Annotated in this window: 21 protein-coding genes; 13 read left to right on the top strand and 8 right to left on the bottom strand. The window is 68.3% G+C overall.

What is annotated here, in order from left to right; all coding sequences use genetic code 11:
• The first annotated feature begins 87 nt into the window (after nucleotides 1-87).
• The 6 genes from PM1_RS28200 to PM1_RS28225 all read left to right on the top strand — a co-directional run bounded on the left by PM1_RS28200 (nucleotide 88) and on the right by PM1_RS28225 (nucleotide 6,129).
• On the top strand, nucleotides 88-1,497 hold the full coding sequence (locus PM1_RS28200; RefSeq protein ID WP_173427909.1) for a M16 family metallopeptidase: 1,410 nt from the start codon (nucleotides 88-90) through the stop codon (nucleotides 1,495-1,497).
• Nucleotides 1,494-2,987, top strand: coding sequence for a M16 family metallopeptidase (locus PM1_RS28205; RefSeq protein WP_009615196.1), 1,494 nt, complete (start codon nucleotides 1,494-1,496; stop codon nucleotides 2,985-2,987). The genes PM1_RS28200 and PM1_RS28205 overlap by 4 nt, the downstream gene beginning before the upstream one ends.
• Complete coding sequence (rsmD, locus tag PM1_RS28210; protein ID WP_009615194.1) at nucleotides 2,987-3,598, top strand: 16S rRNA (guanine(966)-N(2))-methyltransferase RsmD; 612 nt, start codon at nucleotides 2,987-2,989, stop codon at nucleotides 3,596-3,598. The genes PM1_RS28205 and rsmD overlap by 1 nt, the downstream gene beginning before the upstream one ends.
• Nucleotides 3,599-3,627: 29 nt before the next feature.
• The gene (rhuM, locus tag PM1_RS28215; protein ID WP_009615193.1) at nucleotides 3,628-4,632 is read left to right on the top strand and encodes a virulence protein RhuM/Fic/DOC family protein; all 1,005 of its coding nucleotides are present in this window, start codon (nucleotides 3,628-3,630) and stop codon (nucleotides 4,630-4,632) included.
• A gap of 11 nt (nucleotides 4,633-4,643) precedes the next feature.
• The gene (locus PM1_RS28220) at nucleotides 4,644-5,639 is read left to right on the top strand and encodes a hydrolase (protein ID WP_009615191.1); all 996 of its coding nucleotides are present in this window, start codon (nucleotides 4,644-4,646) and stop codon (nucleotides 5,637-5,639) included.
• Nucleotides 5,640-5,718: 79 nt separating this feature from the next.
• Nucleotides 5,719-6,129 carry a GNAT family N-acetyltransferase gene (locus tag PM1_RS28225; protein WP_009615189.1) on the top strand — a complete coding sequence of 137 codons (411 nt, stop codon included), beginning with the start codon at nucleotides 5,719-5,721 and terminating at the stop codon, nucleotides 6,127-6,129.
• Between the two features lie 465 nt (nucleotides 6,130-6,594).
• Here PM1_RS28225 and PM1_RS28230 read toward each other — a convergent pair whose 3' ends face one another.
• The gene (locus tag PM1_RS28230) at nucleotides 6,595-7,266 is read right to left on the bottom strand and encodes a TetR/AcrR family transcriptional regulator (protein ID WP_009615187.1); all 672 of its coding nucleotides are present in this window, start codon (nucleotides 7,264-7,266) and stop codon (nucleotides 6,595-6,597) included.
• A gap of 244 nt (nucleotides 7,267-7,510) precedes the next feature.
• Between PM1_RS28230 and PM1_RS28235 the strand changes: the two genes are divergently transcribed.
• The 6 genes from PM1_RS28235 (at nucleotide 7,511) to ggt (ending at nucleotide 14,046) form a co-directional block, all read left to right on the top strand.
• Complete coding sequence (locus PM1_RS28235) at nucleotides 7,511-8,941, top strand: coniferyl aldehyde dehydrogenase (protein WP_009615184.1); 1,431 nt, start codon at nucleotides 7,511-7,513, stop codon at nucleotides 8,939-8,941.
• Nucleotides 8,942-8,974: 33 nt separating this feature from the next.
• Nucleotides 8,975-9,520: a twin-arginine translocation pathway signal protein gene (locus PM1_RS28240; RefSeq protein ID WP_009615182.1), complete on the top strand. Its 546-nt coding sequence runs from the start codon at nucleotides 8,975-8,977 to the stop codon at nucleotides 9,518-9,520.
• 42 nt (nucleotides 9,521-9,562) lie between these two features.
• The gene (locus PM1_RS28245; protein WP_009615181.1) at nucleotides 9,563-11,158 is read left to right on the top strand and encodes a GMC family oxidoreductase; all 1,596 of its coding nucleotides are present in this window, start codon (nucleotides 9,563-9,565) and stop codon (nucleotides 11,156-11,158) included.
• Nucleotides 11,159-11,343: 185 nt separating this feature from the next.
• Entirely contained in the window at nucleotides 11,344-11,823 is a 480-nt protein-coding gene (gene coaD, locus PM1_RS28250) for a pantetheine-phosphate adenylyltransferase (RefSeq protein ID WP_009615178.1), read from the top strand.
• A gap of 123 nt (nucleotides 11,824-11,946) precedes the next feature.
• Entirely contained in the window at nucleotides 11,947-12,198 is a 252-nt protein-coding gene (locus PM1_RS28255) for a YfhL family 4Fe-4S dicluster ferredoxin (RefSeq protein ID WP_009615176.1), read from the top strand.
• Between the two features lie 144 nt (nucleotides 12,199-12,342).
• The gene (gene ggt, locus PM1_RS28260; RefSeq protein ID WP_009615174.1) at nucleotides 12,343-14,046 is read left to right on the top strand and encodes a gamma-glutamyltransferase; all 1,704 of its coding nucleotides are present in this window, start codon (nucleotides 12,343-12,345) and stop codon (nucleotides 14,044-14,046) included.
• Between the two features lies 1 nt (nucleotide 14,047).
• On the opposite strand, the gene PM1_RS28265 is transcribed toward ggt, so the two are convergent.
• The 7 genes from PM1_RS28265 to nudE all read right to left on the bottom strand — a co-directional run bounded on the left by PM1_RS28265 (nucleotide 14,048) and on the right by nudE (nucleotide 21,370).
• Nucleotides 14,048-15,913: a Na/Pi cotransporter family protein gene (locus tag PM1_RS28265; RefSeq protein ID WP_009615173.1), complete on the bottom strand. Its 1,866-nt coding sequence runs from the start codon at nucleotides 15,911-15,913 to the stop codon at nucleotides 14,048-14,050.
• Nucleotides 15,914-15,955: 42 nt separating this feature from the next.
• Complete coding sequence (locus PM1_RS28270) at nucleotides 15,956-16,297, bottom strand: hypothetical protein (RefSeq protein ID WP_009615170.1); 342 nt, start codon at nucleotides 16,295-16,297, stop codon at nucleotides 15,956-15,958.
• A gap of 85 nt (nucleotides 16,298-16,382) precedes the next feature.
• Nucleotides 16,383-16,961: a lysophospholipid acyltransferase family protein gene (locus tag PM1_RS28275; RefSeq protein WP_009615168.1), complete on the bottom strand. Its 579-nt coding sequence runs from the start codon at nucleotides 16,959-16,961 to the stop codon at nucleotides 16,383-16,385.
• A 144-nt stretch (nucleotides 16,962-17,105) separates the two neighbouring features.
• Nucleotides 17,106-17,918 (bottom strand): bifunctional DNA-formamidopyrimidine glycosylase/DNA-(apurinic or apyrimidinic site) lyase, encoded by an 813-nt coding sequence (gene mutM, locus PM1_RS28280; protein ID WP_009615165.1) that lies wholly within the window; start codon nucleotides 17,916-17,918, stop codon nucleotides 17,106-17,108.
• Between the two features lie 756 nt (nucleotides 17,919-18,674).
• Nucleotides 18,675-19,733 carry an IS110 family transposase gene (locus tag PM1_RS28285; protein ID WP_024128808.1) on the bottom strand — a complete coding sequence of 353 codons (1,059 nt, stop codon included), beginning with the start codon at nucleotides 19,731-19,733 and terminating at the stop codon, nucleotides 18,675-18,677.
• Nucleotides 19,734-19,985: 252 nt separating this feature from the next.
• Complete coding sequence (cysQ, locus tag PM1_RS28290; protein ID WP_009615161.1) at nucleotides 19,986-20,804, bottom strand: 3'(2'),5'-bisphosphate nucleotidase CysQ; 819 nt, start codon at nucleotides 20,802-20,804, stop codon at nucleotides 19,986-19,988.
• Nucleotides 20,804-21,370, bottom strand: a complete 567-nt coding sequence (nudE, locus tag PM1_RS28295; protein ID WP_009615159.1) for an ADP compounds hydrolase NudE — start codon at nucleotides 21,368-21,370, stop codon at nucleotides 20,804-20,806. Before nudE ends, cysQ begins: the two co-directional genes overlap by 1 nt.
• 114 nt (nucleotides 21,371-21,484) lie before the next feature.
• Between nudE and yrfG the strand changes: the two genes are divergently transcribed.
• Nucleotides 21,485-22,147, top strand: a complete 663-nt coding sequence (gene yrfG / locus PM1_RS28300) for a GMP/IMP nucleotidase (protein ID WP_009615157.1) — start codon at nucleotides 21,485-21,487, stop codon at nucleotides 22,145-22,147.
• Nucleotides 22,148-22,227 lie beyond the last annotated feature (80 nt).

The raw sequence follows: 22,227 nt of genomic DNA on the forward strand, positions 1-22,227 counted from the left end.
GAGCGGCACGGGACGTGGCCGCCCGGAAAACGGATGGGTATCCTAGCATCTCCTCGCCTGCCGGGGTTAGGCGGCTGCCCGACAGCCATGCCACCGCCCTTCGGGCCACCAGCAAGGACCTGTTCGACCATGAAGAATCCTCCCCGCCGCGCGCTCGGCCTGCTCTGCGGCGTACTCTGCCTGCCGCTGTTCGCCGTCGCCGCCGAACCCCAGCCGACCCACGAATACGTACTGGACAACGGATTGAAGCTGGTGGTTCGCGAAGACCACCGCGCCCCCGTGGTGGTCTCCCAGCTCTGGTACAGGATCGGCTCCAGCTACGAGACGCCCGGCCTCACCGGCCTGTCCCACGCCCTGGAGCACATGATGTTCAAGGGCAGCAGCAAGATGGGCCCGGGCGAAGCCTCGCGCGTGCTGCGCGACCTCGGCGCCGAAGAGAACGCCTTCACCACCGACGACTACACCGCCTACTACCAGGTGCTGGCCAAGGACCGCCTGCCGGTGGCCTTCGAACTGGAGGCCGACCGCATGGCGCACCTGACGCTGCCGGCCGACCAGTTCAAGAGCGAGATCGAGGTGATCAAGGAAGAACGCCGCCTGCGCACCGAGGACAAGCCCTACGCCCTCGCCTACGAGCGCTTCAAGGCCGCGGCCTACCTGTCCAGCGGCTACCACTCGCCGACCATCGGCTGGATGGCCGACCTGCAGCGCATGACCATCGACGACCTGCGCGCCTGGTACAAGGCCTGGTACGCGCCGAACAACGCCACCCTGGTGGTGGTCGGCGACGTCCAGCCCGAGGAGGTCAAGGCCCTGGCCCAGCGCTGGTTCGGCGACATCCCGCGGCGCGAACTGCCACCGGCGCGCAAACCGCTGGAAGTGCCCGACCCGGGCGAACGCCGCCTCACCCTTGAGGTGCGCACCCAACTGCCCAGCCTGATCATGGGCTTCAACGTGCCCAGCCTGGGCAGCAGCGAGAACCCCCGCGAGGTGCATGCCCTGCGGCTGATCTCCGCGCTGCTCGACGGCGGCTACAGCGCCCGCCTGTCCTCGCGCCTGGAGCGCGGCCAGGAGCTGGTGGCCGGCGCCTCCGCCTCCTACGACGCCTTCGCCCGCGGCGACACCCTGTTCACCCTGAGCGCCACCCCCAACGTGCAGAAGGGCAAGACCCTGGAGCAGGTGGAGAAGGCCCTCTGGCAGCAGCTCGACGAACTCAAGACCACCCCGCCCAGCCAGGAAGAACTGGAGCGCGTGCGCGCCCAGCTGATCGCCGGGCTGGTCTTCGAGCGCGACTCCATCGCCGCCCAGGCCAGCAGCATCGGCCAGCTGGAGAGCGTCGGCCTGTCCTGGCGCCTCGCCGACCAGGACCTGGAAGCCATCCGCCAGGTCACCGCCGAAGATATCCAGAAAGCCGCCCGCACTTATTTCGTCCGTTCGCGCCTGACCCTCGCCCAGGTGCTGCCGCAAGCCGATACCGACAAGGAGCCGAGCAAATGAGTGAACGAAATGGCCTGCGCTACGGCCTGCTCGGCCTGGTCGTCCTCCTGCTGATCGCCGGCCTGGCGTTCTGCGTCAGCCGCCCCGCCGGCGGCAGCAACCCCACCCCGCAAACGCCGGCCGCCGCGGCACCCAGCGGCCTGCAGTCGCTGGCCGAGGCCGCCGGCAAGAAGCCCGGCCACCGCCAGCTGGACATCCAGCGCTGGACCACCGCCGAAGGCGCCCGCGTGCTCTTCGTCGAGGCCCACGAGCTGCCGATGTTCGACCTGCGCCTGACCTTCGCCGCCGGCAGCAGCCAGGATGGCGACGCCCCGGGCCTGGCCATGCTGACCAACGCCATGCTCAACGAAGGCGTGCCGGGCAAGGACACCAGCGCCATCGCCGCCGGTTTCGAGGACCTGGGCGCCGACTTCATGAACGGCTCCTACCGCGACATGGCGGTAGCCGGCCTGCGCAGCCTGAGCGAGAAGGACAAGCGCGAGGCCGCCGTCGCCCTGTTCGACCAGGTAGTGGGCCAGCCGACCTTCCCCGAGGAAGCCCTGGCGCGCATCAAGAACCAGGTGCTGGCCGGCTTCGAATACCAGAAGCAGAACCCCGGCAAGCTGGCCGGCCTGGAACTGTTCAAGCGCCTCTACGGCGACCACCCCTACGCCCATTCCAGCGACGGCAACGAGCAGTCGGTGCCGAAGATCGGCGTCGCCCAGCTGCGCGCCTTCCACCAGAAGGGCTACGCCGCCGGCAACACGGTGATCGCGCTGGTCGGCGACCTCAGCCGCGCCGAGGCCGAAGCCATCGCCGCCAAGGTCTCCGCCGCGCTGCCCAAGGGCCCGGCGCTGCCGCCGGTGGCCCAGCCGGCCGTGCCCAAGCCGGGCCCCAGCCACATCGAGTTCCCCTCCAAGCAGACCCACCTGCTGCTGGCCCAGCTGGGCATCACCCGCAACGACCCGGACTACCCGGCGCTGTACCTGGGCAACCAGATCCTCGGCGGCGGCGGCTTCGGCACCCGCCTGATGGACCAGGTGCGCGAGAAGCGCGGGCTGACCTACGGCGTGTCCTCCGGCTTCACCGGCATGCAGGCGCGCGGGCCCTTCACCATCGGCCTGCAGACCCGCGCCGAACTCAGCGAAGGCACCCTCAAGCTGGTCCAGGACATCGTCCGCGACTACGTGAAGAACGGCCCGACGCAGAAGGAACTGGACGACGCCAAGCGCGAACTGGCCGGCAGCTTCCCGCTGTCCACCGCGAGCAACGCCGACATCGTCGGCCAGCTCGGCGCCATCGGCTTCTACGGCCTGCCCTCGGACTACCTGGAGACCTTCCTGGCCCAGGTCCAGGCGCTGGACGTGGACAAGGTCAAGGCGGCCATGCAGCGCCACATCGACCCGGACGCCTTCGTCATCGTCACCGCCGGCCCCACGGTGCCGCAGAAACCGCTGCCGCCGCCCACCGACAAACCGGCCGAACAGCCCCTCGGCGTTCCGGAGCACTGATGAACAGAAGACCCAAGGCGCCCGCCCCCGCCAACGCCCGCCAGCACGGCGGCCAGGGCCAGCTGCGCATCATCGGCGGGGAGTGGCGCAGCCGGCGCTTCGCCTTCCCCGACGGCCCGGGCCTGCGCCCGACCCCCGACCGGGTGCGCGAGACGCTGTTCAACTGGCTGGCCGCCTACGTCCCCGGCGCCCGCGTGCTCGACCCCTTCGCCGGCAGCGGCGCGCTGTTTCTCGAAGCCCTGTCCCGCGGCGCCAGCAGCGGCCTGGCCCTGGACCTGAACCGCGAAGCCGTGGCCGCCCTGCGCGGCCATCTGGCCACCCTCAAGTGCGAGAATGGCGAAGTGCAGTTGCAGGACGCCCTCGCCTACCTGGCCAAGCCGGCCCCGGCGCCGGTGGACCTGGTATTCCTCGACCCGCCCTTCCACCAGGACCTGCTGCAGAACAGCTGCCGCCTGCTGGAGGGAAACGGCTGGCTGGCAGCCGACGCCTGGATCTACACCGAGAGCGAAAGCGCCCCTTCCAGCCTCGGCCTGCCGGCCAACTGGCGGCTGCACCGGGAGAAGCAGGCGGGGAATGTGCATTACGCGCTGTGGCGGCGCAGCAGCCGATAAGCCAAACCACCAGGCGCAAGGAGCAGCCAATGGACGAACCGACGCAGAGCCCCATCGCCATTTACCAGGCGGATGACGGCGGCCAGATCACCGAAGTTCGTCTGGAAGGCGAAAGCGCCTGGCTGACTCAGAGGCAGATGGCAGAGCTGTTCGCCACGACGCCGGAAAACGTGCTGATGCACCTGAGGAACATCTACCGGGAAGGCGAGTTGCAGGAAGAGGCAACTACTAAGGATTTCTTAGTAGTTCGCGAGGAAGGCCGGCGAAAGGTACAGCGCCGGCTCAAGCATTATCACCTCGACGCCATCATCTCCGTCGGCTACCGCGTCAACTCCCGGCAAGGCACGCGCTTCCGCATCTGGGCCAACCAGGTACTCAAGGACTACCTGGTCCAGGGTTACGCACTCAACGAGCAACGCCTGAAAGCCCAGCAGGCACGGGTTCGCGAACTGGAACGGACGCTGACGCTGTTCCAGCAGAACCTCATCGACCAGGCCAGCCTGCCCGAGGCTCGGGGCCTGGTGAGCGTCATCGCCGGCTATGCGCGCACCTTCGTGCTGCTCAACCAGTTCGACAGCGAGCGCCTGCCCGCGGAAGGCTTCGATGAAAGCATCCGCTACGCCATCGAACCCGCCGATGCCCACGCCGCGATCACGGCCCTGAAGACCGACCTGCTGGCCAAGGGCGAGGCAAGCGAGTTGTTCGGCCGCCCCAAGGACGACAGCTTCCTCGGCATTCTCGGCAACGTCACGCAGTCCTTCGCCGGCCAGTTCCTCTACCCCAGCATCGAGGAGCAGGCTGCGCACCTGCTTTACTTCATCATCAAGAACCATCCGTTCACCGACGGCAACAAGCGTATCGGCGCCTTCCTGTTCATCTGGTTCCTGCAGCGCAACCAGCATCACCTCAAGCACGACGGCGAACTGAAGATCAACGACAACGCCCTGGCCGCCATCGCCCTGCTGGTGGCGCAAAGCGATCCGCGACAGAAAGAACTGATGATCCACCTGATCATGAACCTCATCCGCAACTGAGCCGTGCCCGCATGACTCTGCCCTTCCAACCCGCCTGGTGGCTCCCCGGCCCGCATCTGCAGACGCTCTACGGCTCGCTGCTGCGCAAGGCGCCGGTGCTGCGCCGCGAGCGCGAGCGGCTGTGGCTGGAGGACGGCGACTTCCTCGACCTCGACTGGCACGGCCCGCACAGTGCGCGCACGCCACTGGTGCTGGCCGTCCATGGGCTGACCGGCTCTTCCGACTCGCACTACATCCGCGGCCTGCAGTTCGCCGTGCAAGCCCGCGGCTGGGCCAGCGTGGCGCTGAACTGGCGCGGCTGCTCGGGCGAGCCCAACCTGCTGCCGCGCGGCTACCACTCGGGCATCAGCGAGGACCTGGCGGCGGTCATCGAACACCTGCGGCGCATGCGCCCACTGGCGCCGCTGTATGCGGTGGGTTATTCGCTGGGCGGCAACGTGCTGCTCAAGTACCTCGGCGAGCAGGGCCAGGACTGCCCCCTGCGCGGCGCCGCGGCGGTGTCGGTGCCGTTCCGCCTGGACCGCTGCGCCGACCGCATCGGCATCGGCTTCTCGCGCATCTACCAGGCGCACTTCATGCGCGAACTGGTGGCCTACGTGCGCAACAAGCAGCAGAGCTTCGCCCGGCGCGGCGCCCAGGAGCACCTGGCGGCGCTGGAACGCCTGGGGCCGCTGGACGGCATGCGCACCTTCTGGGACTTCGACGGCCGCGTCACCGCGCCGCTGCACGGCTTCGCCGACGCCCACGACTACTACAAGCGCGCCTCCAGCCGCTTCTACCTGGGCGGCATCCGCACCCCGACGCTGATCATCCATTCCAGCGACGATCCCTTCATCGACGCCGGCAGCATCCCGCCGGCGGACGAGCTCTCCGCCAGCACCGAGCTGGAGCTGCACGAGCACGGCGGCCACGTGGGCTTCATCGGCGGCACGCCAGGGCGGCCGGACTACTATCTGGAAAGGCGCATCCCCGACTGGCTGCTGGCCCTGCACGGCAGCGCCGGCTGAAGCGGGCTTGACCGGGATCAGCATCTGCCGGCCAGCGATGGTCCAGGCTGGAAGCGCCAAAGGGCAAGGAGGGGAAGCCATGAGCGAAGCGACCATCCGGATCCACCGTGTCACCTCACTGAACGACGCCCAGTGCGTTGGCATAGCGGCGCTCTACCGCACCGTCGGCTGGGGCCACCCGAACGACGCGGACGAGTTGCGCGATCTCTGCGAATCTTCCGGCTACGTGCTGCTGGCCAGCGAGGGCGAGCAGGTGGTCGGCCTGCTCCGCGCCGAGCCGGAGAACGCCCAGACCACCTGGCTGGCGGAGCTGGCGGTGCTGCCTGGCCACCAAGGGCGAGGTATCGGCACCTCGCTGATGCAGCGCTTCATCGCCGACCATCCCGGCGCGCGCCTGTACACCGATGCCACCGATGGGGTGGAGGGGTTCTTCCTCCGGCATGGCCTGGAACTGCGCCAACCGCTGGTGCCTGGGCCGCGCAAGGAGTGATATCTGCGAAGGGCGATACGGCTTTTCGTAGGATGGGTTGAGCGAAGCGAAACCCATGCGGCCGTGGTGATGGGTATCGCTTCGCTCAACACCATCCTACGACGCTCCTTCTTGCCATGTAGGAGCGAGCTTGCTCGCGAACGGGCGTATGCCGGTTGCTTCGGTGCGACGTTGAATTCCTTTCCCTCTCCCCAGCCCTCGGCTACGCGCCCCGCCCTGAAGGGAGAGGGGGCTAGTCCGTGCCGAGAAAGGTGATGGTTTCTGCCGGAAACCTCTGCGCTAGCCGGCTAACGCCATAACATCCAACCCTGCCCAACGGTCCCCTCTCCCTTCAGGGAGAGGGTTAGGGAGAGGGCGCTCTTGGGCGAACACCAAGCTCCCACCGGCAAACACCGTTCGCGAGCAAGCTCGCTCCTGCGAAAAGCCGAACGTAGGACGCCGTCCGTGATCCCCTCTGAGGATAACTCACGCGCCCTGCGAAGGACTTTCCGTCAACGGCACGTACAGCCTTTCGGCGATCCGCTCCACCGCCGCCTGCGAATCCTCGGCGATGTGCCCGCTCTCCAGCGCCAGCACCTGGTAGATGCCGCGCCGCAGCAGTTCCTCGCTGAGGTCGCCGGTGACTTCCTGGGTGGTGCAGAGGAAGCGCACCCAGGAGGTGAGAATGATCCAGGCGTTGAGGGTCAGGGCCTCCAGCTGGATTTCGTCCATCCGCAATATCCCGGCCTCGACGAAGCCGCGGTAGATGGCCTTGGCGTTCACCAGCGCGCGGCGGGCGAAGGCGCGGTAGGCCGCGGCCAGCTCCGCGTCGCTTTCCAGCAGGTGCTCCAGGTCGCGGTGCAGGAAGCGGTAGCGCCACATGGCCGCCAGCAGCGCCTCCAGGTAGAAGGTCTTGTCCTCGATGGTCAGCCCGCGGCCTTCGGGCAGGCGCAGGAAGTCGTCGACGCGCGCCTCGTACTCGGCGAACAGCTCGGCGATGATCGCCTGCTTGTTGCGGAAGTGGTAGTACAGGTTGCCCGGGGACATGCCCAGGTGCGCGGCGATGTGGTTGGTGGTGACGCTGCGCTCGCCCTGGGCGTTGAACAGCGCCAGGCTCTCCTGGACGATGCGGTCGCGGGTCTTGATGCGTGGGGCCATGCGGGGACTCGGAATCACTCTTCTACGGCAAGGGGCAAAGGTACACGGATTGCTACGTGCGATGCAGCCGGCGTAACACTCCGGGCGGCCGCCCAGCTTTTCGTTGGGTGGGCCGCGCAGCGCTGACGCGGCATGCTATTTGACACTTTAGAGTAATTGCTCTAAAAATCCAGCGACAAGCACAACGCGAAGCGCCCCACCCACTCGGAGCGCTTCCCCCAGCCGGTCCGCCGAGGAGCCCGCCATGGTCGCCGACATCGCCTACCTGCAGCAGACGCAGCAGGACATCAACCAGCTTCAGAGCCTGTTCGAGCGCCAGCGCCAGGCCTACCGCGCCAACCCGCAGCCCAGCGCCGGCCAGCGCCAGCAATGGCTCAAGAGCCTGGCCGACCTGCTGGTGCGCGAGCAGCAGCCGATCATCGAGGCCATTTCCCGCGACTTCAGCCACCGCTCCGCCGACGAGACCCTGCTCGCCGAGATCATGCCCAGCCTGCACGGCGTGCACTACGCGCGCAAACGCGTGGCGCGCTGGATGAAGCCCTCGCGGCGCAGCGTCGGCATCCAGTTCATGCCGGCCTCGGCCAAGGTGGTGTACCAGCCGCTGGGCGTGGCCGGGGTGATAGTGCCGTGGAACTACCCGCTGTTCCTTGCCATCGGCCCGCTGACCGCCGCGCTGGCCGCCGGCAACCGGGTGATGATCAAGATGAGCGAATCCACCCCGGCCACCGCCCAGGCGCTCAAGGAACTGCTGGCCAAGGTCTTCCCCGAGGACCTGGTGGCCGTGGTCCAGGGCGAGGTGGACGTCGGCGTGGCCTTCTCCAGGCTGCCCTTCGACCACCTGCTGTTCACCGGCGCCACCAGCGTCGGCAAGCACGTGATGCGCGCCGCGGCGGAGAACCTCACCCCGGTCACCCTGGAACTGGGCGGCAAGTCGCCGGCGCTGATCTCCGAGAACGTGCCGATGAAGGACGCCGCCGAGCGCATCGCCTTCGGCAAGTCGCTCAACGCCGGGCAGACCTGCGTGGCGCCGGACTACGTGCTGGTGCCGCAGCAGCGCGTCGAGGAGTTCGTCAGCGCCTACCGCGACGTGGTGCAGGGCTTCTTCCCGACGGTGGAGAACAACCCCGACTACACCGCCATCGTCAACGAACGCCAGCTGGCCCGCCTCAACGGCTACCTGAGCGATGCCCAGGCCAAGGGCGCGCAGGTCATCCGCCTGCTGCCGGAAGCCAGCGGGCGGCGCCTGCCCCAGGCGCTGCTGCTGAACGTCGACGACGACATGAAGGTGATGCAGGACGAGATCTTCGGCCCGCTGCTGCCGGTCGTCCCCTACCAGCGCCTGGACGAGGCCCTGGCCTACATCAACGACCGGCCGCGGCCGCTGGCCCTGTACTACTTCGGCTACGACAAGCGCGAGCAGGAGCAGGTGCTGGCGCAGACCCACTCCGGCGGCGTGTGCCTGAACGACACCCTGCTGCACGTCGCCCAGGACGACATGCCCTTCGGCGGCGTCGGCCCCTCCGGCATGGGCCACTACCACGGCCACGAAGGCTTCCTCACCTTCAGCAAGGCCAAGGCGGTGTTCAGCAAGCCGCGCTTCAACGCCGCCCGGGTGATCTACCCGCCCTACGGCAAGGCGCTGCAGAAACTGGTCTACAAGCTGTTCGTCCGCTGAAACCGCGTATTCCACCCAGGTGAAACAACAACAATGACAGACACCTCCCTGAGCGCGCCGGGACTCTCCCGGCGCGGCGTGCTCAAGATCGGCCTGCTCGGCGGGGCCTTCCTGGCCACCGCCGGCGTCACCGCCACCCTCAGCGGCTGCTCGGCCAGCACCCCGGCCAGCGGCATGAAGGTCATCCGCGAGTCCGACCTGCCCTTCCTGCGCGCCCTGATCCCGGTGATGCTGGCCGGCGCCGTGCCGGCCGAGCGCATGGCCGAGGCGGTGCAGGCCAGCCTCGCCGGCCTCGACCACACCCTCGACCACCTCTCGCCGGAAATGCTCAAGCTCACCGTGCAACTGTTCGACGTGCTGGCCCTGCCGATCACCCGCGGCCCGCTCACCGGCATCTGGGGCAGCTGGGAGAAGGCCGGCGCGGACGACGTGAGGCATTTCCTGGAGCGCTGGCAGAACAGCTCCATCGGCCTGCTGAAGATGGGCCACAGCTCGCTGCTGCAACTGGTGATGATGGCCTGGTACGGGCGCCCGGAATCCTGGGCGCACTGCGGCTACCCCGGGCCGCCGAAGGTCTGAGCCCCGCCACTCCCATAACAAGAATTCCCGAGAGTACCCCTGATGCCCGTACCCGATCTGTTCGCCGAGGGCCTGGCCCGCGGCTGGAAAGTCCACGATGGCTCGCGCCTGGACAACGACCTGACCCTGGAAGCCGACGTGGTCGTCATCGGCTCCGGCGCCGGCGGCGGCACCACCGCGGAAATCCTCAGCGGCGCCGGCTACAAGGTGCTGCTGGTGGAGGAAGGCCCGCTCAAGACCAGCTCCGACTTCAAGATGCAGGAGCCGGAGGCCTACTCCAGCCTGTACCAGGAAGGCATCGGGCGGATGAGCAAGGACGGCGCCATCACCATCCTCCAGGGCCGCGCCGTGGGCGGCACCACCCTGGTCAACTGGACCTCCAGCTTCCGCACCCCCGACGCCACCCTGGAGCACTGGGCCAAGGAACACGGCGTGAAGGGCCACAGCCCGGCGGAAATGGCCCCCTGGTTCGCGAAGATGGAAGAACGCCTGGGCGTGGCGCCCTGGATCATGCCGCCGAACTTCAACAACGACGTGATCCGCCGCGGCTGCGAGAAGCTCGGCTACCACTGGAAGGTCATCCCGCGCAACGTGCGCGGCTGCTGGAACCTCGGCTACTGCGGCATGGGCTGCCCGACCAACGCCAAGCAGTCGATGCTGGTCACCACCATCCCGGCCAGCCTGGACAAGGGCGGCGAGCTGCTGTTCCTGGCCCGCGCCAACCGCCTGTTGCACGACGGCGGCAAGGTCAGCGGCCTGGAATGCCTGGCCATGGACGCGCGCTGCGTGGCGCCCAGCGGCCGCAAGATCACCGTCAAGGCGCGCCACTACGTGCTCGCCGGCGGCGGCATCAACAGCCCGGCGGTGCTGCTGCGCTCCAAGGCGCCGGACCCCAACGGCCGCGTAGGCCAGCGCACCTTCCTGCACGTGGTGAACTTCAGCGCCGCGCAGTTCGACGAGGTGGTCAACCCCTTCTACGGCGCGCCGCAGTCGATCTACTCCGACCACTTCCAGTGGGACGACGGCACCGCCGGGCACATGTCCTACAAGCTGGAAGTGCCGCCGCTGCAGCCGGCCCTGGCGGCCACCCTGCTCGGCCGCTTCGGCATCGACAACGCCCTGCGCATGGAGCAGCTGCCGCACACCAACATGATCCTCGCCCTGATGCGCGACGGCTTCCACCCGGATAGCGCAGTGGGCACGGTGAGCCTGCGCGGCGACGACACCCCGGTGCTCGACTACCGCATGACCGACTACACCTGGGACGGCATCCGCCGCGCCTTCCACACCATGGCCGAGGTGCAGTTCGCCGCCGGCGCCAAGAGAGTGCTGCCGCTGCACGCCGACGCCGGCTACGTGAAGACGCCCGCCGAAGCCCGCGCGCTGATCGACGGCCTGAGCCTTGAGCTGTACCGCACCCGCCTGGGCAGCGCCCACGTGATGGGCGGCTGCGCCATGGGCGAGGACCCGCGGCAATCGGTGTGCGACAGCCTCGGCCGCCACCACCAGCTGGAGAACCTGTCGATCCACGACGGCTCGCTGTTCCCCACCAGCATCGGCGCCAACCCGCAGCTGTCGGTCTACGGCCTGACCGCGCAGCTGGCCAGCGGCCTCGCCGAGCGCCTGGCCAAGGCCTGAGCCCCGATCCCGGCGCGAAGGCTCTGCCACGGGCCTTGCGCGCCGGCCGGCGGCTTGCGCCGGGGAAAATCCGGTAGTCCGCGCCGGCGGGCACTACCAAGGTCGCTTGGCCCATCCGGGCTGCTGCGTTACCATCCAGCCCCGCCAATGCCCACGCCTGCCCCTTGAACCACCAGGACGCTGCGATGAACCGAGTGCTGTACCCGGGTACCTTCGACCCCATCACCAAAGGCCATGCCGACCTGGTCGAGCGGGCCTCGCGGCTGTTCGACCAGGTGATCATCGCCGTTGCCGCCAGCCCCAAGAAGAACCCCCTGTTCCCCCTGGAACAACGGGTCGAACTGGCGCGCCAGGTCACCTCGCACCTGCCCAACGTCGAAGTCGTCGGCTTCTCCACCCTGCTCGCGCACTTCGTCAAGGAACAGAACGCCAACATCCTGCTGCGCGGCCTGCGCGCGGTATCGGACTTCGAGTACGAGTTCCAGCTGGCCAACATGAACCGCCAGCTCGCCCCGGACGTGGAGAGCATGTTCCTCACCCCGTCGGAGAAGTATTCGTACATCTCCTCGACCCTGGTGCGCGAGATCGCCGCCCTGGGTGGCGACATCACCAAGTTCGTCCATCCCGCGGTGTCCAGCGCCCTGGCCGAGCGCTTCAAGCGCTGACCGGGCGCCGCCAGGGAAGGCGGCAATTGATCCGGCCGGCGTGCAACGCGCACGCCAATGCGGCAAAATTGCAGCATTCCTGTTGCTGACAGCCTGGCCATGGGCCAAGGCCGGAGTTTTTCGATGTCCCTGAAAATCACCGACGATTGCATCAACTGCGACGTCTGCGAACCCGAGTGCCCGAACGGCGCCATCTCCCAGGGCGAGGAGATCTACGTGATCGACCCCAACCTGTGCACCGAGTGCGTCGGCCACTACGACGAACCGCAGTGCCAGCAGGTCTGCCCGGTGGACTGCATCCCCCTCGACGATGCCCATGTCGAGAGCAAGGACGAGCTGATGCAGAAGTACCTCAAGATCACCGGCAAGGCCTGACCTCGCGGGCTTGACAGGCGGATCGCCGAAATCCCACAGGGCATTCGGCAACCGCGACGCGGCGGGATTGTCTATCCTCCCAATTCGCTCCCGTGGTTTTTCCCGGATGCCAGTCCGGGGCCACCCGACGATTCGTGAGATGCCATGTCCCTGCTGAACCACAGTTTCCGTTCCCTCGCCCTCGCCTGCGGCCTGCTGTTGCTCGACGCCGCCAGCGTCCATGCCGCCAGCCAGCCGGTCGCCCAGGCCACCGTCGCCAGCGCCCACCCGGCGGCCACCGTGGCCGGCCTGGAAACCCTCGCCGGCGGCGGCAACGCCTTCGACGCCGCGGTGGCCATCGCCGCCGCCCTGGCGGTGGCCGAACCCTACAGCTCGGGCCTGGGCGGTGGCGGCTTCTTCCTGCTGCGCCAGGCCGGGCCGACGCCCAGCTACCGCTTCATCGACGCCCGCGAGCGCGCGCCGCTGGCCGCCAGCGCGCAGATGTACGTGCGCAACGGCAAGGTGCAGCCGGAACTGTCGCTGAACGGCCCGCTGGCCGCCGCCATCCCCGGCCTGCCCGCGGCCCTGGTGGAGCTCACCAGCCGCTTCGGCCGCAAGCCGCTGGCCGACAACCTGGTGCCGGCGATCCGCCTGGCCACCGACGGCGTTTCCGTCGACCGCATCTACATCACCCGCGCCGCCGGCCGCCTGGAAGCCATGCGCAAGGACCGCGAGACCTCGCGCATCTTCCTGCAGCAGGGCAACCTGCCCGAGGAATGGGACCTGCTGCGCCAGCCGGAGCTGGCCAACACCCTGTCGCGCCTGGCGCGCTACGGCCGCAGCGGCTTCTACGAAGGCGAGACGGCGGAGCAACTGGTGCAGGGCGTGCGCGCCGCCGGCGGCGTCTGGAGCCTGGAAGACCTGCGCAGCTACCAGGTGGTGGAGCGCCAGCCGCTGCGCTACCCGCTGGGCGACGGCCGCGAGCTGGTCAGCGCCCCGCCGCCCTCGGCCGGCGGCGTGGCCATCGCCCAGAGTCTGGGCATGCTGGCCCAGCTGCCCTGGCAGAAGGCCGAGCCCATCCAGCGCGTGCACTACGTGGCCGAGGTCCTGCGCCGCGCCTACCACGACCGCAGCATGCTCGGCGACCCGGACCGCATCGCCAACCCGGTGCAGCAACTGCTCGCCCCCGACTACCTCAAGCGCCTGGCCGCCGGCATCGACCCGCGCCGCGCCACGCCCAGCGCGTCCCTGCCGCCGGCGCCGAGCTGGCGCGAAGGCGATCACACCACGCACTTCGTGGTGATCGACGAACAGGGCAATGCGGTGGCAGCCACCCTTTCGGTCAACCTGCCGTTCGGCTCCACCTTCACCCCGCCCGGCACCGGCGTGCTGCTCAACGACGAAATGGACGACTTCGCCGCCGACATCCAGGGCAGCAACGCCTACGGCCTGGCCGGCAGCGCGGCCAACGCCATCGCCCCCGGCAAGCGTCCGCTGTCGAGCATGAGCCCGAGCTTCATCGAAAGCCCCGAGGAACTGGCGGCCTTCGGCACCCCGGGCGGCAGCCGCATCCCCAGCATGGTGCTGCTGGCCATGCTGCAGTACCTGGACGGCCGCTCGGTGCAGAGCTGGGTGGGCGCGCCGCGTTACCACAACCAGTACCTGCCCGACGTGCTGGAGCACGAGCCGCGCACCTTCACCGAGGCGCAGAAAGCCGAGCTGAACGGCCGTGGCTACAGTCTCAAGGAAGTCGCCCCGTCCTACGGCAACCAGCAGGTGCTGCTGTGGCGCAAGAAGACCGGGAACGTGGATGCCGCCAGCGACCCGCGCGGCATCGGCCTGGCCGCCGGGACCACGGTGCACTACTGAGTCAGGGCACCAGCAGCGAGGGCGCCCCATCGGCGTCGCGCTCGGGCAGGGCGCCGTCCAGGCCCTGCTCGGCGCGCAGCTGCAGCACGTTGCGCAGGCTCTGCACGATACGGCTGGCGTAGCCCAGGTCGTTCATCAACGAGCTGGTCTGGGCGCCGTCCAGCTCGTGGCGGCGCACCGCGGCGAACAGGCGGTTGCGGAAGGCGCCGTCGAACTCCGCGGCCTGTTCGTCGAACAGCGCCAGGCGCGCGGCCCAGGCGCCTTCCGGCAGCTGGCGGGGGTCGAGGGCGCCGATGGCGCGCACCTCGCGCAACGCGCCCAGCAGGTGGCGGCGCAGCTCCAGATAGCATTCCCGCGCCACCGAAGGCTCGCCCTGCAGCGCCCTCCCCAGGTTCTTCTGCAGGTGCTTGGCGTCCTTCACCGCGTCCACCAGTTGCAGCGCCGCCACCTGGCAGGCCATCCAGAAATGCTGGTGCGCCTCGTCCAGCGGCGTTTCCAGGCGCCCCATGAAGCTCAACAGGTCGCCGTACACGCCCTTGATGTGCTGCTGGTAGAGCGCCTGGGCGTCCATGGCGAAGCGCTCCGGCCCGGCGTGCAGGGCGGCCTCGTCCACCTTCGGCTGGTTGAGCAGGTCCACCGGCAGGTAGAGCGCGTGGCAGATCACCTCGATGCTCAGGCGCCCCAGGTGCTGCAGCTCCTGGGTCACCGCGCTGGCGGCGGCGTCCGCCGAATCCAGGGCGCGCTCGCTGAGGTAGCGCGCATGGGTGCGCTCCGGCAGTTGCACCGCGGTCGCCGGGGCCAGGTCGGTGATCAGCACCGAAGGCTCCTCGACGTCCGGCAGCCAGCGGATCAGCCACTGCGCCAGGCGCGTCTGCAACGGCCAGAACAGCAGCACGCCCATGCCGTTGAACAGGGTGTGGAAGGCCGCCAGCTGGATCAACAGGTTGTCGCCCAGGCCGACCTGGGCGGTCAGCCAGCGCACCAGCCAGGTCAGCGGCGCCAGCAGGACGAAGGCGAGCACCCCGCTGACTACGTTGAACAGCACGTGGGCCAGGGCCAGGCGCTGGCCGTTGCGGTTGCCGCCCAGGGAGCCGACGAAAGCGGTGGTCACGCTGCTGCCGACGTTGGAGCCGATGGCGATGGCCAGGCTCTGGCCCAGCTCCAGTTGGCCGCCGGCCAGCGCGGCGAGGGTCAGCATCAGGGTGGCGTGGCTGGACTGCAGCACCACGGTGACCAGGGTGCCGATGCCGACGAACAGCAGGGCCCCCAGCACGCCTTCGGCCTGCAGGCCGGTCATGTCCATGGCGTCGCCGAAGCTGGAGAAACCTTCCTTGATCTGGTCGATGCCGAGGAAGATGAAGGCGATGCCCATGAGGATGCGCCCGGCGGCCTTGCTCTTGGGCCCGTTGAAGCTGGCCAGCACGCCGAACACCAGCAGCGGCAGGGCCAGCGGGCTCAGGCTGAGGTTCTGCCCGGCCAGGGCCAGCAGCCAGATGCCGCTGGTGGCGCCGAGGTTGGCGCCGAAGAGGATGGCGATGCCGCTGGCCAGCTGGATCAGCCCGGTGCTGATGAAGGCGATGGTGAGCAGCGAGACCAGGGTGCTGGACTGCAGCACGAAGGTGCCGCACAGGCCGAACAGCAGGCTCTTGGACGGCGTCGAGGTGCTGCGTTCGAGCCACAGCTCCAGCTGGCTGCCGGCCAGGTCGCGCAGGCCCTCCTCCAGGCACTGCATGCCGAACAGGAACAGCGCCAGGCCCGCGCCCAGCTGCAGCAGCCCGGCGCTGGACCAGAAGGCGTAGCCGAGCCCGCCCGCCGCCAGCAGCAGGAGCAGCGGGCGCAGGTGCTTCTTCAATTCGCTACGGGCCATGGCCCCCTCGGGAAGGGCGCGCCGGCGTACCGGCGCGCAGGGTCAGTCCTGCTTGTAGCCGCTTTCGGTGCAGCCCAGGCAGCGCACGAAGGTGGCCTTGCCCGGGTCCACCACCAGCGCCTGGCCGGCTTCCTTGACGTTGCCGCCCAGGGCGGTGAACGGCAGGCTGACGACGAAGGCCGCGGTGCCGATCACGGTAGCGCCCAGCAGCAGCGGGCGGGCGATGATCAGGTCGCCGAGCATCTTGTAGAACGGCGGCGAATCGGTGCTGTAGATCGGGTCCCCGCTGGAGGTGTTGCTGATCGCGTCGGAGGCCTGGGCGGTAACGGCCGACAGACCGAAGGTCAGGGCCAGAACGACGGCCAGGGCGCGGAACAGGTTCATGGCGTAAATCCTTTTTTATGCTGGGTTGGCAGGCAGACTGCCATTAACTATATCAGCGCGACAGGGCTTGTCAGCGTGATGGCCATCAACCGCCGAGGAAGGCGTGCTCCGGCTTCCTCGGCACGAAGGGGCGGTAGAAGGCCAGCATCCGCTGCAGGTCGGCCGCCTCGTCGCCGCTCGGCCAGAACGGCTCGCCGATGACGATGCGGCGGTTGCCATAGTCCAGCGCCGCCAGCACCACCGGCACGCCGGCGCCGCGGGCGATGTGGTAGAAGCCCATCTTCCAGCGCTCGACCTTCTTGCGCGTGCCCTCGGGGGAGATGATCAGGATCATCTCGCGGCTGTCGCGGAAGGCCTGCACCGCCTGCTCCACGGTGTTCAGCTTGAGGTGGCGCTGGATCGGGATGCCGCCCCAGCGCCGCAGCAGGCCGCCGAACGGCCAACGGAACAGGGTGTGCTTGGCGAACCAGCGGGCGTTCAGGCGCAGCACGAACTTGGCCGCCAGGAACAGCATGAAATCCCAGTTGGACGTGTGGTGCGCGCCTATCACCACGAACTTGTCGAGGGGCGGCAGCGCGCCTTCTATACGCCAGCCGGCGGCCTTGAGCATGCCGTGGCCGAGCCATTCGGCGAAAGGGTTGCGGGGCAGGTAGTTGCCGGACATCGATGGACCTTCTTGTTGTTATGGGTGCAGGGCAGGGTTCGCGAGCAAGCTCGCTCCTACAGGCGGCCGCTCTTCGTAGGAGCGAGGGGGACGCCTAGTTCTTTCTCGCGAACCGCCCAATAGCAATAGCGGAAAAGCGCCCGCTCAGCGTTGGCAGCGCGGACAGTAGACGCTGGCGCGCTGGCCCAGGCGCACCTCGCGCAGGGTACTGCCGCAGACCTTGCAGAACTCCCCGCCGCGGCCGTAGACGAACAGTTCCTGCTGGAAGTAGCCGGGCTGGCCGTCGCCGCCGACGAAGTCGCGCAGGGTGGTGCCGCCGCGCTCGATGGCGATGGCCAGGATGCGCTTGATCTCCTCGGCAAGCTTCAGGTAGCGCGCCCGCGAAATGCTCCCGGCCTCGCGGCGCGGATCGATGCCGGCGGCGAACAGCGCCTCGTTGGCGTAGATGTTGCCCACCCCGACCACCACGGCGTTGTCCATGATGAACGGCTTGACCGCCATGCTGCGCCCGCGGGACAGCTGGTACAGGCGCTCGCCCTCGAAGGCGTCGGTGAGCGGTTCCGGGCCCAGGTGGCGCAGCAGCTCGTGCTCCAGCGGCGCCTGGCTCCAGAGCAGCGCGCCGAAGCGCCGCGGGTCGGTGTAGCGCAGCGCCAGGCCCGACTCCAGCTCGATGTCCACGTGCTCGTGCTTGGCCGGCGCCAGGCCGCACTCCACCAGGCGCAGGCTGCCGGACATGCCCAGGTGGCTGATCAGCGTGCCCGCCTCGGCCTCCAGCAGCAGGTACTTGGCCCGCCGCGTGACCTGCAGGATGCGCTGCCCGGACAGGCGCACGTCCAGGTCCTCGGGCACCGGCCAGCGCAGGCGCCGGTCACGGATCACCACGCGGCTGACGCGCTGGCCTTCGAGGTAGGGCGCGATGCCCCGGCGGGTGGTTTCGACTTCGGGTAATTCAGGCATGGAAAGTCACGGCGATGATGATCTGTCTGTAGGCGCAAGCTTGCTCGCGAACCGCTTCGCTTGCCAGGGGCAGCTGTCTTGCCGGCTGCGCCGAGATGCTCTTCGTAGGATGGGTTGAGCCTGCGAAACCCATGCGGTTGCGCTGATGGGTATCGCTTCGCTCAACACCATCCTACGGGTGTTTCCCTTGCAGCCCCGTAGGAGCGGATCTTATCCGCGAACCACGCCGGTGTATCCGGCTATCGCGGACAAGGTCCTACGGGAAGCACCATGCCTTATGTTGAACTGTAGGAGCGGGCCCTGCCCGCGATTTCGCGCGCAGGGCGCGCTCCTACATGGGAATGGCGCGGAGGCGTGGCGTAGGAGCAAGCGGATCTTATCCGCGAATCGCGCCGGTGTGTCCGGCTATCGCGGACAAGGTCCGCTCCTACGGGAAGCACCATGCCTCAGTTGAACTGTAGGAGCGGGCCCTGCCCGCGATTTCGCGCGCAGGGCGCGCTCCTATGTATGGACTCACCCCCACCGTCAACCCGCTTTTGAACATGAAAACCCGACTGCATCTATGTATTAGGCCTGTTCGAGGAAGCCACGTCGGGCTTCTGGCCAACATTGGGTAAGCCCGCGGAATGCCGATTACAAAGAGGCCTCGAAGGCCGGTAGGAGCGTAGGCATCGATCCGCGACGGTCTGACCAGGGGTCAATGTTCTTCAGCAAGGGTTGGAGCGACTTGGCGCCCCGTTGGCGGGAACTCGTTGATCAATGGCTCATTTCCATCTCCCGGCAAGCATTCGGCTTGCGCTGGTAGGTTTGTTCGCTGCACAGCAGCACCCAGGCGATACGCAGGTTACGGTTGGCCAGTCGCACTGCCGCGCCCTTGCGCCCCAGGCGTTGTAGCCAGCGCTGCAGGCGCCGATCGTCCGGGTGTTCGGAATCGGGCCGCAGTTGCTTCAACACCGCATGCGAGCCTACGACCATCAGGCTGCGCACATAGGCGTCGCCACGTTTGGTCATCTTGCCCAGCCTTACCTTCTGCCCGCTGCTGTGCTGGTCGGGCACGATGCCGAAGTAGGCAGCGAACTGACGCGCATTGGCGAAACGTTCCGGCTCGACCTGTTTGGCCAGCAAGGCCGTGGCCGTGATCGGACCGATACCACGTACCGTCATCAGCCGTTTCGCTGTCGGGTCGGCGGCGGCACAGGCTTCCAGACGCCCGGTCAGCGCGGCGATACGCTCGCCCAGCCGTTGCCATTCGTTCAGCATCTCGTCGATCAGCTCGCGCAGCAGCGCCGGCAACGGCTGTCTAGCGTCTTCCAGCACCCGGGTGACACCTTGCTTCAAGCCCACATCCCCCTGCGCCAGGGCGATGCCCTGCTCCAGCAGCAGCCCGCGGATCTGATTACCCATGGCGGTGCGCCGCCGCACATAGCCCCGCCGGACACGGTGCCAGGCCTGCATCGCCAGTGCCGCGACGCTCTTCACCGGTACCGACGCGATACTGCTATCCCGGCCCGCCCGCAGAATGGCGTGGGCATCATTGCGATCATTCTTCGCTCCGCTCCGGTGCTCGGCCACCCGCTGGGCCGGCAGGATACGCACCGGGTTGCCCTGCGCCTGCAGCAGCCGGGCCCAGGCTTGTGCTCCAGGACCGGTCTCCATCAGCACCGTCACGCCCTCCGGCAGCTTCTGCAGAAACACCTGGAACGCTTCACGCGACTTGATTCGCTGTTCGTACGCCAGTTGACCCAGGGCGTCTTCCCCCGCCACCTGGAAGACCTTTTTCGCCAGATCCACGGCGACTGTCGTGCACACCGACACATCGGTTGCAGACACCGGCTTATTCATCGTCGTATGCTTTTTCATGGACTCACCCTCACTGTCGGTGGCTTCTTAGACCGCCACCGTGGCGCCTCGACGCCTCGGTGAGGGTGAGTCCATCCAATTACATGGGAATGGCGCGGAGGCGTGGCGTAGGAGCGGATCTTATCCGCGAACCACGCCGGTGTGTCCGGCTATCGCGGGCAAGGTCCGCTCCTACGGGAAGCGATTCCGCGCGCAGGGCGCGGGAAATCAATCCAGCGCGCGGGCCAGCTGGATCAGCTCGTCGCGCCAGGCCGCCGCCTTCGGCAGGGCCAGGAAGGAGCCGTTCAGGTAATCCTCGCGGGCCTCGTAGGTGAAGGCTTCGCCGCGCAGGTCCAGCACTTCGCCGCCGGCGCCTTCCAGCACGCCCTGGGCCGCCGCGGTGTCCCACTGCGAGGTGGGCGCCAGGCGCGGGTAGCAGTCGGCCGAGCCTTCGGCCAGCAGGCAGAATTTCAGCGAGCTGCCGATATTGGCCAGCTCCAGGTCGCCGAAGCGCTCGCCCAGGCCGGCCAGCAGGCGTTCCTGGGCCGGGCTGGAGTGGCGCTTGCTGGCCACCACGGTGAAGGCTTCGGCGGGCGCGGTGCGCACGCTGATCGGTTCGACCGCGCCGCTCGCATCCCGGCGCCAGGCGCCCAGGCCGGCGCCGCCGTAGTAGCAGCGGCCGGTGGCCGGAATGCCGACCACGCCGAACAGCACCTTGCCGTGCTCGATGAGGGCGACGTTGACGGTGAATTCCTCGCTGCCGGCGATGAATTCCTTGGTGCCGTCCAGCGGGTCGACCAGCCACCAGCGTGACCACTGGCTGCGCTCGGCCAGGGCGATGGCGCAATCCTCCTCGGACAGCACCGGCACCTCCGGCGCCAGCGCCCGCAGGCCTTCTTCCAGCACGCGGTGGGCGGCCAGGTCGGCGGCGGTCACCGGCGAGGCGTCGGCCTTCTCGTCCACTTTCAGTTCGCTGCGCCAGAACGGCAGTATGACTTCGCCGGCGCGCTGCGCCAGCGCCACGACGGATGGAATCAGGTCTTGCATCAGAGCTGCAGCTCCCCACGCTGGATCAGGATGTCGCGCACCAGGTACAGCGCGGCCAGGGCGCGGCCTTCGCTGAAGGCGGCGTTCTGCGCCAGGCTGGACAGCTCGCGCAGGTTGATGCGGTCCACCCGCAGCGGCTCGGGTTCGTCGCCCGGCAGGCTTTCGGCGTAGAGGTCGCGGGCCAGGACCACCTGGATGCGCTGGCTCATGTAGCCCGGCGACAACGACAGCTCGGTGATGTACTCCAGTTGCCCGGCGCCGTAGCCGGCTTCTTCCTTCAGCTCGCGGTTGGCCGCGGCCAGCACGTCCTCGCCCGGCTCCACCAGGCCCTTGGGCAGCGACAGCTGGTATTCGTCGACGCCGGCGCAGTATTCCTCCACCAGCACGGCGTGCTCGGCGTCCAGCAGCGCCACCACCATCACCGCGCCATAACCCTGGCCTTTGCCCACCAGGCGCTCGTAGGTCCGCTCGACGCCGTTGGCGAAGCGCAACTGCAGCTCTTCGACTGCGAACAGGCGGCTCTTGGCGACGATCTCGCGGGCGAGCACCTCGGGTTTCTGACGCATGGGACGACTCCTGGGGCGGGTCCGGGTGGGCTATGATACCCGCCTTTTCCGACAATCCGTGCCGATCCTTGCGCCCCGATGGCGACAGGACGGCACTTCGCGACAGGGCAGAATATGCCACGCCTGGACTGGGCCGGGATCGACAGCGTCTTGCTGGACATGGACGGCACCCTTCTCGACCTGCACTTCGACAACCATTTCTGGCTCGAGCACCTGCCGCAGCGCTACGCCGAGCACCACGGCATCGACCGCGAGCAGGCCGACGCCGAGCTGCTGCCGCTGTTCCGCGACAACGCCGGGCAGCTCAACTGGTATTGCCTGGACTTCTGGAGCCGCGAACTGAAGCTGCCGGTCCGCGACCTCAAGCGCGAGGTGGCGCACCTGATCGCCCTGCGCCCGGACGCCGACACCTTCCTCGCCGCCCTGCGCGGCGCCGGCAAGCGCGTGGCGCTGATCACCAACGCGCACCGCGATTCGCTGTCGCTGAAGCTGGAGCGGGTGGAGCTGGCGCCCTGGTTCGACCGCCTGATCAGCTCCCACGACTACGGCTTCCCCAAGGAAGACCAGCAGTTCTGGCAGGCCCTGCACGCCGACTTCGGCTTCGAGCCGGCGCGCAGCCTGTTCATCGACGACAGCCTGCCGATCCTGCGCAGCGCCCGCGCCTTCGGTGTCGGCCACCTGCTGGCGGTACGCCAGCCGGACAGCCGCCAGGGGGCGAAGGACACGGCGGAATTCGCGGCGGTGGAGGATTACCGCGCATTGATCGAGGGCCTGTAGGAAGAACACCGTCGTAGGATGGTGTTGAGCGAAGCGATACCCATCACCACCGCCGCATGGGTTTCGCAAGCTCAACCCAT

The sequence above is a fragment of the Pseudomonas sp. M1 genome (assembly GCF_022760135.1).
Lineage (GTDB): Bacteria > Pseudomonadota > Gammaproteobacteria > Pseudomonadales > Pseudomonadaceae > Pseudomonas > Pseudomonas citronellolis.